Origin of the sequence: Vibrio sp. SCSIO 43009, from assembly GCF_023716525.1 — a bacterium.
Lineage (GTDB): Bacteria > Pseudomonadota > Gammaproteobacteria > Enterobacterales > Vibrionaceae > Vibrio > Vibrio alginolyticus.
This window is the reverse complement of record NZ_CP071842.1, coordinates 481,833-493,563: the sequence shown is the minus strand read 5'-3', so window position 1 is coordinate 493,563 and position 11,731 is coordinate 481,833. Positions and strand designations below refer to the sequence as shown.

Sequence of the window (11,731 nt, the reverse complement as noted above, 5' to 3'; positions counted from 1 at the left end):
ACATTTCCAACATTAGAAAATTGAACGGCCAATTCGCTCTGAGAGCAGCTCAAGCGCCTTAGTACCCGCAAGCGAGTTACCTGAAGGATCAAGCTCTGGAGACCATACTGAAATAGTCATTTCACCAGGTACTACCGCGATAATGCCACCACCAACACCAGACTTACCAGGCATACCAACGCGATAAGCAAACTCGCCCGCGCCATCATACAAGCCACACGTTGCTAACAGTGCATTAAGTTGTTTGGTTTGCACAGGAGAAACTACAGGCTTACCCGTTTGTACCGATGTGCCCTTGTTTGCTAAATAGCTAAACGTTTTAGCCAAATCGACGCAACTCATCTTCAGCGCACAAGCGTGGAAGTAGTTTTGTAGTACTGGAATCACCTCATTTTCGAAGTTGCCAAACGAGCGCATGAGATATGCAATCGCCGCATTACGATCACCATGCATCATTTCGGATGCCGCAACGACTTTGTCATACACAATATGGGTATCACCAGAAAGCTGACGCACAAATTCCAACAGGCGCTGACGAGGTGCAGATAAGCGAGTTTGTAACAAATCTGCCACTACTATCGCTCCAGCATTTATAAATGGATTACGAGGAATACCTTGCTCCATTTCTAGCTGGATTAGCGAATTAAATGCCTGCCCCGAAGGCTCTTTTCCCACTCGAGACCAAATTTCTTCTTGCTTGTACAAGCACATCGCTAACGTCAAGCTCAATGCTTTTGAAATAGATTGGATAGAGAAAGGTTCATCGGCATCACCCGCCTTAATAACCTCACCTTCGTTGGTGTATACCGCAATACCTAACTTGTTGCTAGGTACTTTTGCCAGAGCAGGAATGTAATCAGCCACTTTACCTTGGCCGATTAAAGGGCGTACTTCCGCCAAAATATCTGTCAAAATTTCCACTGTCGGTTTCATTCTCTACCTTCTATTTACAAGAGAACTCGTTGAGCTCAGAGGTAAAAAAAGCCAACGTGTCGTTGGCTTTTCCATAGGGTTCGTTCGACTCAAGTCGATTATGGTTTTACTGCCACAATAATATTGCGGTTGATAGATTGATCAACACGGTGAAGATAACCGATGTAAGGCTCTTCTGAAAGTACCTTCCAACCTTGCTCTTCAAATAATGCCGCGACATCTTTCCATTTCAATGTGAATTCATTGAAAGACAACACCACTGAACCTTGCTTTTTCAATACCACTTTCCATGCAGGCAGAGCCTCTTTTAAAAGCTCTAGTGGACTACGGTTCAGTTTGCTGTCCTTGGCATTTTTGCTGCCGTGCTGCACGCCATAAGGCAGATCAGACACCATCACATCAACTGAGTTCTTTTTCACGACTTGATCAGCGATACGAGTATCAGCCGAATACAGCTTCATAAACTGAAGATTGCCTTGGTTGTAATCTTCTTTATTTGCTGCAGCTTCAACCACGAAACCATCCGCCACTTTCTTGCCACCCGCAGTGCGCTTTTCTTTGCTCACTTTGTGCTTAAAGCGGCCATTCTTCATGAACTTAACAATAAAGGTCTGGATCTCTTGCACCCACTTGGCGTTGATCTCAACCCCTACCACGTTCAAACCGTGGATCAAGCCTTCAAATAAGGTTGTACCTTTACCACACATTGGATCCATTAAGGTCAGTTGTTCACTTCCCGTATTGGACGCACTAATGCCGATATTCACCATCAAACGGGTAAACTGCTCATTTGTTTTCCCGGTGTAGCGCAAAATCTGGCTCATGCTTTCCGGGAAAGTGTTAAATACGGGCGCTTGAACTGGTCGAAGTAAACCATCTTCGCGCACTTCAAATAGCGCATAGTAAATCGAAGAGGCTGCGATTCTTCGCGCCTGCTCATCGGTTAGCGCTTCCTGACAAGAAAACACCAACGCAGCAGGTAAGCCAACGTCTTTACTACCAATTTCTGTCACATCCACGCCTTGTGAAGCTAAAATTGCTTTTAGTTCAGAACAGGCAATGGTCATTGCGCTATCAAAGTAAATTCGGTTATGACCCGGATTCGCTAATATCGCGTAATGGTACATCCCATGAACTCCTCTGGTTACGCAATACGCTTATATTTGATATCCCAAACACCGTGACCAAGACGGTGACCACGAGCTTCAAACTTCGTTAGCGGGCGATCGTCTGGACGAGGAACGAAATCACCATCTTTAGCAATGTTTTCGAAACCTGGCGCTTGGTTCATCACTTCAATCATGTGCTCTGCGTAGTTTTCCCAGTCGGTCGCCATGTGGAAAATACCTTCATTAGGGATAAGCTTCTCACGCACCATTTCCGCAAAACCTAATTGAACAATACGACGCTTGTGGTGACGCTTCTTATGCCAAGGGTCTGGGAAGAACAATTGCAGTGTCGATAAGCTGCCATTTGGGATCATGTGTTCGAATACTTCTACCGCATCGTGACACATTACACGCAGGTTAGTAATTCCCGCTTCGCGAGCATCGGCAAGACAAGCACCAACGCCTGGGCTATGAACTTCGATACCGATGAAGTTTTTCTCTGGCGCGTTCTTTGCCATTTCAACCAATGAAGCACCCATACCAAAACCGATCTCAAGCACTACTGGGTTATCGTTGCCAAACACCTCTTTCCAATCGAGAAGTTCAGCTTTGAAGTCAATACCCATCGTAGGCCAGCATTCATTCATCGCGCTCTCTTGACCTTTAGTCAAACGCCCTTCACGGCGTACAAAGCTGCGGATTTTGCGGATCAGCTTTCCGTCTTCGTTGTATTCGTTAGTGGTTACTTCACTCATTGATTTTGCCTGCACATTGATTAATCAAAGCGGGGATTATCCAAAGAATTTACTTAGGTGCAAGTATTTGTTGAGCTCTTGGTCTATGGCAATCCAAAAGCAACGAAACACCTCTTTATATCCCTACTGTTTATCCGTTGTACTTCTTGCCCATTATGTGGTGCAATTTTGCACCTAACCAATAATAGAATACAGAGCAAGTCGTGACACCTTTCGCCAGTGCCATCCTAGAATGGTATGACGCATATGGAAGAAAAGATCTTCCGTGGCAACAAAATAAGACCGCATACAGTGTCTGGTTGTCTGAAATTATGCTTCAGCAAACTCAGGTCACTACGGTTATTCCGTATTACCAACGTTTCTTGGAGCGCTTTCCAACCGTAATCGATCTTGCCAATGCTGAGCAAGATGAAGTCCTACACCTTTGGACTGGCTTAGGGTATTACGCCCGAGCCCGTAACCTTCACAAAGCAGCACAAGAGGTCGCCTCTACATACAATGGTGAGTTTCCTCTTGATATAGAGAAAATGAACGCCCTACCGGGGATTGGTCGCTCTACTGCTGCCGCCATTTTATCGTCTGTGTATAAACAACCACACGCGATTCTTGATGGTAACGTGAAGCGCACCCTATCCCGCTGTTTCGCAGTTGCAGGATGGCCAGGACAAAAAAAGGTTGAAAACCAGCTGTGGGAAATTGCCGAAACGCATACCCCACAAACGGATGTAGATAAGTATAACCAGGCAATGATGGACATGGGCGCAATGGTCTGCACTCGCAGCAAACCCAAATGTAGCCTCTGCCCTGTTGCTGACCTGTGTGTGGCAAAACAACAAGGTAATGTGCTCGACTACCCGGGCAAAAAACCGAAGAAAGATAAACCAATCAAGCAAACTCGTTTCGTGATGCTTCACCACAACACCGAAAATGGTCATGAGGTGTGGTTAGAGCAAAGACCACAAACAGGCATTTGGGGTGGCTTATTCTGCTTCCCACAAACCGAACATGTGGATGCAGAAAGCGACATTGAATTGCTACTGGATCAACGCGGCATTCAAGCCAGCAATATCAAACAGAAGCAAACACTGATTACCTTTCGTCATACATTCAGCCATTACCACCTAGATATCACGCCAATTTTGATTGATTTATCAAAGCAACCGGACGTGATAATGGAAGGCAACAAAGGTCTTTGGTATAACTTATCTAAACCTGAAGAAGTCGGTTTAGCCGCGCCAGTAAAACTATTGCTGGAAACGCTACCCCACGAACTTCGTTAATTGAATACAAGGAGTCATTATGAGCCGCACTGTATTTTGTGCTCGACTAAAGAAAGAAGGCGAAGGTCTAGACTTTCAACTTTACCCTGGTGAACTAGGTAAACGCATTTTCGACAACATCTCGAAAGAAGCGTGGGCTCAGTGGCAACACAAACAAACCATGTTGATCAACGAGAAGAAACTCAACATGATGGATCCAGAACACCGCAAACTGATCGAAACAGAAATGGTAAATTTCCTCTTTGAAGGAAAAGACGTTCATATCGAAGGTTACACACCGCCGAGCGAATAAAGTCGCTTGAGTTAAACAATGACATCACAACCATTTGTGGTGTCATTTTTCTATTACCTTCAATAACTCTGATACTTATGAAAAAAATTGTCTTTATCGCTGCCGCACTTTTAATGGCAGGCTGTAGCCGTGAATTCGTCGAAAAAATTTATGACGTCAACTACGAGCCAACAAACCGTTTTGCCAATAACTTAGCTGAGCTACCAGGACAATTTGAAAAAGATACTGCGGCGCTAGATGCCTTAATCAATAGCTTTTCAGGCAATATTCAAAAGCGCTGGGGTAAAAAAGAGATCAAGTACGCTGGCAAGAGTAATTACGTTAAGTACATCGATAACTACCTTAGCCGCGCCGAGGTCGACTTTCGCAAAGGCGTGATCACGATAGAGACCGTATCACCGACAGAGCCCCAAAAACACCTAAAAGACGCGATTGTCACCACCTTATTAACACCAGACGATCCCGCGCACGTCGACTTATTCTCCTCTAAAGGTATCACGTTAGAGGGGCAACCATTCCTGTATAAACAAGTTGTCGACCAAGACAATAAGCCAATTCAATGGTCTTGGCGGGCAAACCGATTTGCGGAATACCTCATCGCAAATAAAATAAAAACCAAAAATGTAGATTTCAAGAAAGCGTATTACGTCGAAATTCCCATGGTTGAAGACCACTTTTCAACTCGCAGCTACCAATACGCCGATATCGTGCGTCGAGCTTCCAAGAAATACGACATTCCAGAAGACTTGATATACGCCATTATTAAAACCGAGAGCAGTTTCAACCCATACGCGGTAAGTTGGGCAAATGCGTATGGCCTAATGCAAGTTGTACCTAAAACAGCGGGACGAGATGTGTTCAAACTCGTGAAAAAGCGCTCGGGCCAACCAAGCCCTGAATATTTGTTTAATCCAGAAAACAACATAGATACCGGTACTGCGTATTTCTATATCTTAAAAAATCGTTATTTAAGAGAAGTCCGCCACCCTACCTCTCTCGAGTACAGCATGATTTCAGCTTACAATGGCGGTACTGGAGGAGTTTTAAACACATTTCATCGCAGTGATCGCAAACGCGCAATGCAAGATCTTAATTCATTGCAACCCAACCAAGTTTATTGGGCGTTAACCAAGAAACACCCGAACGCAGAAGCGCGTCGCTACCTAGAAAAAGTTACAAATTTCAAAAAGGAATTTAACTCGAAGCAAACTTTGTAGTGACAGTTGAATAAAAAGCGTTCGAACAACCACTTTTTTGAAATTATTTAAAAAAAGTGGTTGACGCAACGCGGGAAAATCCGTTTAATAGCGCTCCGTTGCCCGGATAGCTCAGTCGGTAGAGCAGAGGATTGAAAATCCTCGTGTCGGTGGTTCGATTCCGCCTCCGGGCACCACAATTTGATTTGTTGGTGTCTTAACGAAATGTTATAACACGGACAAAAGCACAAAGAATAAAGTGTGCCGACTTAGCTCAGTAGGTAGAGCAACTGACTTGTAATCAGTAGGTCACCAGTTCGATTCCGGTAGTCGGCACCATTCTTTTGCCTCGATAGCTCAGTCGGTAGAGCAGAGGATTGAAAATCCTCGTGTCGGTGGTTCGATTCCGCCTCGAGGCACCATATTTGGTGCACTTGCTTCATAAGCAAGACACAAAAAAGAATAGTTCCTCCTTAGCTCAGTTGGTAGAGCGACGGACTGTTAATCCGCAGGTCGCTGGTTCGAGCCCAGCAGGAGGAGCCAATTTCTAGAATCTTACTTAAGTGAGATTTTAAAAACTGAAGAGATAATCTCTTCTAGAAAGAATACAGTGTGCCGACTTAGCTCAGTAGGTAGAGCAACTGACTTGTAATCAGTAGGTCACCAGTTCGATTCCGGTAGTCGGCACCATTCTTTTGCCTCGATAGCTCAGTCGGTAGAGCAGAGGATTGAAAATCCTCGTGTCGGTGGTTCGATTCCGCCTCGAGGCACCATATCTGGTGCACTTGCTTCATAAGCAAGACACAAAAAAGAATAATTCCTCCTTAGCTCAGTTGGTAGAGCGACGGACTGTTAATCCGCAGGTCGCTGGTTCGAGCCCAGCAGGAGGAGCCACTTTTAAAGCCGCATCACTTGATGCGGCTTTTTTGTATCTGCTTTATACGTCATTTCTCACTTTCCCATTTATCTGCACTTCATTTCTAAACATCAGCGAACATTAAATCCTTTCTTCAAAAACACTTATTTCACGCTAAAAATTTAATCCTCATCGTAATTTCAATACGCATTAGTATCCGAGCATATTTATCTTCACTAAGATGCCCGAGTTATTACATTTCTTCTTTTAGCTATGCCTTGCATAGTGATAACACTTTATTTGTGAGCTAAATATGAAACTAAAAACTCAAGCCTATTTATTATCTGCGATCATATTGCTAGCTCTCCTAGCTCTGACCGCAACGGGCTTATGGACACTTCGCGTCGCAAGTAACCTTGATAACAAAGCTCGAGTTACTGAGCTATTTAAAAGTGCGTACAGCATACTTACCGAAGTAGAAAAGATGGCTATCGAAGGCAAAATGCCGGAAGACGAAGCGAAAGCATTAGCCACTCGCCTACTTCGTAACAATATCTACAAAGACAACGAATACGTTTATGTCGCAGATGAAAATATGATGTTCATCGCCGCACCACTAGACCCTCAACTGCACGGAACCAGCTTCCATGACTTTAGAGATGGCAGTGGTAATAGTGTAGGCCAACTCATTCTAGATGTATTGGGGCACAAAACAGGTCAGATCGTTGAATATACCTGGAGCCAAAAACAAGCAGATGGCAGCATTGAAGAAAAACACTCGATAGCAGAAAAAACACCACACTGGGGCTGGGTTGTCGGTACAGGTATTGGCTTTAATGAAGTTAACGCACGTTTTTGGTCGACAGCACAATGGCAGCTTGCGCTGTGTCTGATTATCGCGGGAAGTATTCTAAGTGGCCTGATCATTTCGATTCGCAAAATGCTTAATCTACTTGGAGGAGAGCCTAACGACGTGCGCAAAGCAGTTCAAGCTGTCGCTCAAGGAGACATTCAGACCAGTTTTGATACTGTGGCACCGAGAGGAAGTATCTATCGTGCCGTGCAAGATATGAGTCAATCACTAGCTACTATGGTGACAAACCTAGAGAAGTCTATGCATGCACTGCGCGCAGAGTTGTTTGCCGTAGAGGCTCGATCAAATACGATTGCCGATCTTACCGTATCTCAGCAGCAATCAACGGCGATGATTGCCACTGCGATGACTGAAATGGCATCTTCAGCCAACCATGTTGCCAATTCAGCAAGCGACACCGCAAACAATACGGACGAGGCTGACAAACAAAGCCAACATACTCAGAAACTCATTCATAACACGGTTGAAAACATTCAAGGTTTAGCTTCTCAATTAAATACTGCGAGTAAAGCGGTCGCCGATCTAGATCAGGATGTAAATAATATTGTAAAAGTGCTCGATGTGATTGGTGATATTGCAGAGCAAACAAACCTATTGGCACTCAATGCAGCCATTGAAGCTGCACGTGCTGGAGAACAAGGCCGAGGCTTCGCAGTCGTTGCTGATGAGGTACGCAACCTAGCAGGACGCACACAAGACAGCACAAAAGAGATTCAGTATATGATCTCCAATCTGCAAGAAGGCTCTCGCAATGCCATTCACACAATGGAAATATGTGCAGAAACCAGTGAAAGCACTGTTACAGAGTCTAAGAATGCCTCTGAAGCTCTACAGCAAATTGTAACGGCGTTAGAATCTATCACCACAATGAGCCAGCAGATCGCTACTGCTGCCGCTGAGCAGACGCAGGTTAGCGATGATATTGCGCTACGCATAAAACTTATCGATGAAAGCGGAGGCCAACTAAACTCTGTCGTAACCGAGAGTCAATCAAGTACTCAAAGTTTAGCTTCACTAGCGAATGAGCTAGAAGGTTGGGTAAACAAGTTCTCAGTAAAGCACTAGTTTAAAGTCAATTGTTCAATAAAAAGCACGTTTTCAGACGTGCTTTTTTGTTTTTATCGCCTTTATTTTGCAAGTGAATACACTATCAATGTTAAAACATCGCTTAAAGCATGGCGCATTGCTGCTAAAAACGCATAAAAACAGCCCACTCCGAGCACAAATTCATCAAACGATATTTTATTTTAATTTTATTGTTGACCTGAAAGCCGAAAAGCCTTTTAATACACCTCGTCGCCCGGATAGCTCAGTCGGTAGAGCAGAGGATTGAAAATCCTCGTGTCGGTGGTTCGATTCCGCCTCCGGGCACCACAATTTATTAATTGTTGGTGCTTAGCACGAACAATGTTAAAGAATAAAATGTGCCGACTTAGCTCAGTAGGTAGAGCAACTGACTTGTAATCAGTAGGTCACCAGTTCGATTCCGGTAGTCGGCACCATTTATTCTCTTAAAAAGACAATTCCTCCTTAGCTCAGTTGGTAGAGCGACGGACTGTTAATCCGCAGGTCGCTGGTTCGAGCCCAGCAGGAGGAGCCATTTTTCATTATTAAGTTAATAACTTATTAATGACATTGTGCCGACTTAGCTCAGTAGGTAGAGCAACTGACTTGTAATCAGTAGGTCACCAGTTCGATTCCGGTAGTCGGCACCACTTATTAAAATTTGTTCCTCCTTAGCTCAGTTGGTAGAGCGACGGACTGTTAATCCGCAGGTCGCTGGTTCGAGCCCAGCAGGAGGAGCCATATTAGAAGAAGCCGCATCACTTGATGCGGCTTTTTTGTATTAGTTTAAAGCTAAGCTCTCTCCTACTACCCACGAAATAACATAAGCGCTTTGATTATTAAAAACCGCTTACCGCAAGCTAACTATCGACTCACTAAATAACCAGAAAATATTAACCACAAACGCGCGTGGCAAATGGTATGCCTTTCAACTAAAAAAAAGCCAGGTAAAAACCTAGCTTTTTAATTCAATCGGCCATCTCTGAAATCAGCTTAAACCACCAAGACAAATATACTTTGTCTCCAGATATTCATCGAGGCCTTGCTTAGCACCTTCCCGTCCAACACCCGACTCTTTAACTCCACCAAATGGAGCCACTTCAGTAGAGATGATCCCTTCATTCACTCCAACCATGCCATACTCTAAACCTTCACTAAAAGTCACAATACGCTTCAAGCTATTCGTATAGAAATAACAAGCCAAACCATATTCTGTATCGTTCGCCATTTCGAGAACTTGATCATCATTTTCAAAGGTAACAATAGGCAACACAGGCCCGAATAGCTCTTGCTGAACAATCGACATATTCTGCGTCACACTATCCAAAAGAACGGGCTCCATAAAGCGACCAGGCCGTCTCTGTGGAGAGTTAGCAATAGAGGCTCCTTCTTGTACAGCTTGATCGATCACCGCCTCTAGTCGATGCTTAGAGGCCATCGTAATAACAGGACCTAATGTGACACCTTTCTCTAAACCATTGCCAAGCTTTAATTTGCTTAACTTCGACAATACTTTATCAATAAAAGCTTGTTTTACATTTTTATGAACATATAACCGATTGGTACAAACACATGTTTGCCCTGCATTACGGAACTTCGACGCGACAAGCCCTTCCGAAGCCGCATCTAAGTCTGCATCTTCAAACACGATGAAAGGCGCATTACCACCCAACTCCATCGACACCGCCTTGACTGAATCACTGGCTTGCTTCATCAAAATTTTCCCGACTCGCGTAGACCCCGTAAAAGAGATCTTCTGAATCCTAGGATCAGTACTTAGTACTTGACCAAACTCAGCAGCCTGCTCCGACACCACGACAGAAAGCAGTTCTTTAGGGATACCAGCCTGATAAGCTAATTCAACAACAGCAATTGCAGTGAGAGGGGTAAGCTCTGATGGCTTGATCAACATGCCACAACCTGCCGCTAGGGCTGGTGCTGCTTTTCTTGTAATCATCGCAATAGGGAAGTTCCAAGGTGTAATTGCAGCGCATACTCCCACAGGCTGGCGAATTGCAGATAGACGTCTATCTGTCGTGGGGGCAGGAATAACTTCGCCATAAGCACGTTTTGCTTCTTCTGAGAACCACTCGACAAAAGAGGCACCATACATCACTTCCCCTTTGCTCTCAGCTAAAGGTTTACCCTGCTCTAAGGTAATAATCGTGGCTATGTCTTCTGCATTATCAAGAAGTAGTTGATACCACCCCCTCAAACGACGAGAGCGCTCTTTGGCACTTAATTTAGCCCAACGGACTTGCTCCGTTTTGCACTGACCAATGAGATCATCTAACTCATCAAGAGTACTAGGCTTTAACCGAATTAACTCTTGCTCAGTTGCAGGGTTGATGACCACAATTCCCTCATCGGAAGACCATTGCTTAAATACAGATTTCAGCGTTTCATTTTTTATTTGTTGCATCATCAAACATACTCCTCAAGAACTCCTCTTAGGTTAATCGCTACTAGCAAGTTCAGCAAAGAAAACAAAGTTTTCTAAAAGGCATTAATTTTCGGAAGACTTAGCTCTCTTCCTCACTATATTTCGGGAAATTGCGTAATCCACGCAACGACGGTCCCGCTCTAAACATGGAAGCAATGAATGTTTGAGAAATAAGATGTAGAAAATTATTGTTTAAGAGAGACGCTAACAAAACACGCAGTACGGAAGACTATTCATTCTATTACGGTTGAGGGCGAGTGTTATAAAGACTCATTGTTCAAATGACCAATCTTTCAACGAGGACAGGATACAAACTCGGAGTAATTGGAAGTGCAGGCAGCAGGCTCATCTTCCTGAGAAACTCATGTGCCAAAAGGGTAAAGAAAGTCGTATTGTCTCGCCTTCAATGTGTAAATGCATTTCTCGGGGACACGACCAAACGAAAAAGCCCCAGTCTTTCGACTAGGGCTTAATATAAGTGGCGGAGTGGACGGGACTCGAACCCGCGACCCCCGGCGTGACAGGCCGGTATTCTAACCAACTGAACTACCACTCCGCAGTGGTATCACTCGCTTTAATAAGCAAGTGTCCGCTTTTGTCTTCACTTTTCGAAAAAGTGAAAATAAAACTAAAGCCTGGCGATGTCCTACTCTCACATGGGGAAGCCCCACACTACCATCGGCGCTATTTCGTTTCACTTCTGAGTTCGGCATGGAAATCAGGTGGGTCCAAAATGCTATGGTCGCCAAGCAAAATTCTTTACATTTTGTTTTAGGCTTTAATTTAAAACATAAAACAAACAATAAATGGTGCTGATACCCAGAATCGAACTGGGGACCTCATCCTTACCAAGGATGCGCTCTACCGACTGAGCCATATCAGCACATTATTTGTGTCCGTGAGGACTAAAAAAGCCCGCTTTTACAAA

The 11,731-nt window shown here is 44.3% G+C and carries 8 protein-coding genes, 14 tRNA genes and 1 rRNA gene; 16 read left to right on the top strand and 7 right to left on the bottom strand.

Annotation, left to right across the window (positions count from 1 at the left end):
• Positions 1–12: 12 nt before the first annotated feature.
• The 3 genes from glsB to trmB all read right to left on the bottom strand — a co-directional run bounded on the left by glsB (position 13) and on the right by trmB (position 2,797).
• On the bottom strand, positions 13–933 hold the full coding sequence (glsB, locus tag J4N43_RS02360; RefSeq protein WP_005381007.1) for a glutaminase B: 921 nt from the start codon (positions 931–933) through the stop codon (positions 13–15).
• Between the two features lie 98 nt (positions 934–1,031).
• The gene (locus J4N43_RS02355; RefSeq protein WP_005384509.1) at positions 1,032–2,060 is read right to left on the bottom strand and encodes a TRM11 family SAM-dependent methyltransferase; all 1,029 of its coding nucleotides are present in this window, start codon (positions 2,058–2,060) and stop codon (positions 1,032–1,034) included.
• A gap of 17 nt (positions 2,061–2,077) precedes the next feature.
• Positions 2,078–2,797, bottom strand: coding sequence for a tRNA (guanosine(46)-N7)-methyltransferase TrmB (gene trmB, locus J4N43_RS02350; RefSeq protein WP_005384506.1), 720 nt, complete (start codon positions 2,795–2,797; stop codon positions 2,078–2,080).
• A 203-nt stretch (positions 2,798–3,000) separates the two neighbouring features.
• Here trmB and mutY point away from each other — a divergent pair, with 203 nt between their 5' ends.
• From mutY to J4N43_RS02270, 16 genes are all read left to right on the top strand, one after another.
• Entirely contained in the window at positions 3,001–4,077 is a 1,077-nt protein-coding gene (mutY, locus tag J4N43_RS02345) for an A/G-specific adenine glycosylase (protein WP_017635575.1), read from the top strand.
• A gap of 19 nt (positions 4,078–4,096) precedes the next feature.
• Entirely contained in the window at positions 4,097–4,369 is a 273-nt protein-coding gene (locus J4N43_RS02340) for an oxidative damage protection protein (RefSeq protein WP_005381002.1), read from the top strand.
• A gap of 77 nt (positions 4,370–4,446) precedes the next feature.
• Positions 4,447–5,586 carry a membrane-bound lytic murein transglycosylase MltC gene (gene mltC / locus J4N43_RS02335; RefSeq protein ID WP_005381001.1) on the top strand — a complete coding sequence of 380 codons (1,140 nt, stop codon included), beginning with the start codon at positions 4,447–4,449 and terminating at the stop codon, positions 5,584–5,586.
• Positions 5,587–5,686: 100 nt separating this feature from the next.
• A tRNA-Phe gene (locus tag J4N43_RS02330) sits at positions 5,687–5,762 on the top strand.
• A 66-nt stretch (positions 5,763–5,828) separates the two neighbouring features.
• Positions 5,829–5,904: transfer RNA gene (locus J4N43_RS02325), tRNA-Thr, on the top strand.
• Positions 5,905–5,911: 7 nt separating this feature from the next.
• Positions 5,912–5,987, top strand: a tRNA-Phe gene (locus J4N43_RS02320).
• Between the two features lie 45 nt (positions 5,988–6,032).
• Positions 6,033–6,108: transfer RNA gene (locus J4N43_RS02315), tRNA-Asn, on the top strand.
• 71 nt (positions 6,109–6,179) lie between these two features.
• A tRNA-Thr gene (locus tag J4N43_RS02310) sits at positions 6,180–6,255 on the top strand.
• Between the two features lie 7 nt (positions 6,256–6,262).
• Positions 6,263–6,338, top strand: a tRNA-Phe gene (locus tag J4N43_RS02305).
• A 45-nt stretch (positions 6,339–6,383) separates the two neighbouring features.
• Positions 6,384–6,459: transfer RNA gene (locus J4N43_RS02300), tRNA-Asn, on the top strand.
• 275 nt (positions 6,460–6,734) lie between these two features.
• Positions 6,735–8,360 (top strand): methyl-accepting chemotaxis protein, encoded by a 1,626-nt coding sequence (locus tag J4N43_RS02295; protein ID WP_252094126.1) that lies wholly within the window; start codon positions 6,735–6,737, stop codon positions 8,358–8,360.
• 233 nt (positions 8,361–8,593) lie between these two features.
• A tRNA-Phe gene (locus tag J4N43_RS02290) sits at positions 8,594–8,669 on the top strand.
• 52 nt (positions 8,670–8,721) lie between these two features.
• Positions 8,722–8,797 (top strand) — tRNA-Thr (locus J4N43_RS02285).
• A 22-nt stretch (positions 8,798–8,819) separates the two neighbouring features.
• Positions 8,820–8,895, top strand: a tRNA-Asn gene (locus J4N43_RS02280).
• Between the two features lie 39 nt (positions 8,896–8,934).
• A tRNA-Thr gene (locus J4N43_RS02275) sits at positions 8,935–9,010 on the top strand.
• A 15-nt stretch (positions 9,011–9,025) separates the two neighbouring features.
• A tRNA-Asn gene (locus J4N43_RS02270) sits at positions 9,026–9,101 on the top strand.
• A gap of 247 nt (positions 9,102–9,348) precedes the next feature.
• Here the strand turns inward: J4N43_RS02270 and J4N43_RS02265 are convergent.
• The 4 genes from J4N43_RS02265 to J4N43_RS02250 all read right to left on the bottom strand — a co-directional run bounded on the left by J4N43_RS02265 (position 9,349) and on the right by J4N43_RS02250 (position 11,686).
• On the bottom strand, positions 9,349–10,785 hold the full coding sequence (locus J4N43_RS02265) for an NAD-dependent succinate-semialdehyde dehydrogenase (RefSeq protein WP_080996876.1): 1,437 nt from the start codon (positions 10,783–10,785) through the stop codon (positions 9,349–9,351).
• Between the two features lie 497 nt (positions 10,786–11,282).
• A tRNA-Asp gene (locus J4N43_RS02260) sits at positions 11,283–11,359 on the bottom strand.
• 77 nt (positions 11,360–11,436) lie between these two features.
• Positions 11,437–11,553 (bottom strand): 5S ribosomal RNA (rrf, locus tag J4N43_RS02255).
• A 57-nt stretch (positions 11,554–11,610) separates the two neighbouring features.
• Positions 11,611–11,686, bottom strand: a tRNA-Thr gene (locus J4N43_RS02250).
• Positions 11,687–11,731 lie beyond the last annotated feature (45 nt).

Excerpts from the sequence above, each read along its gene's own strand:
- J4N43_RS02295 (WP_252094126.1), top strand. The coding sequence starts at position 6,735 with ATGAAACTAAAAACTCAAGCCTATTTATTATCTGCGATCATATTGCTA.
- J4N43_RS02340 (WP_005381002.1), top strand. The coding sequence starts at position 4,097 with ATGAGCCGCACTGTATTTTGTGCTCGACTAAAGAAAGAAGGCGAAGGT.
- glsB (WP_005381007.1), bottom strand. The coding sequence starts at position 933 with ATGAAACCGACAGTGGAAATTTTGACAGATATTTTGGCGGAAGTACGC.
- J4N43_RS02265 (WP_080996876.1), bottom strand. The coding sequence starts at position 10,785 with ATGATGCAACAAATAAAAAATGAAACGCTGAAATCTGTATTTAAGCAA.
- J4N43_RS02355 (WP_005384509.1), bottom strand. The coding sequence starts at position 2,060 with ATGTACCATTACGCGATATTAGCGAATCCGGGTCATAACCGAATTTAC.
- trmB (WP_005384506.1), bottom strand. The coding sequence starts at position 2,797 with ATGAGTGAAGTAACCACTAACGAATACAACGAAGACGGAAAGCTGATC.
- mltC (WP_005381001.1), top strand. The coding sequence starts at position 4,447 with ATGAAAAAAATTGTCTTTATCGCTGCCGCACTTTTAATGGCAGGCTGT.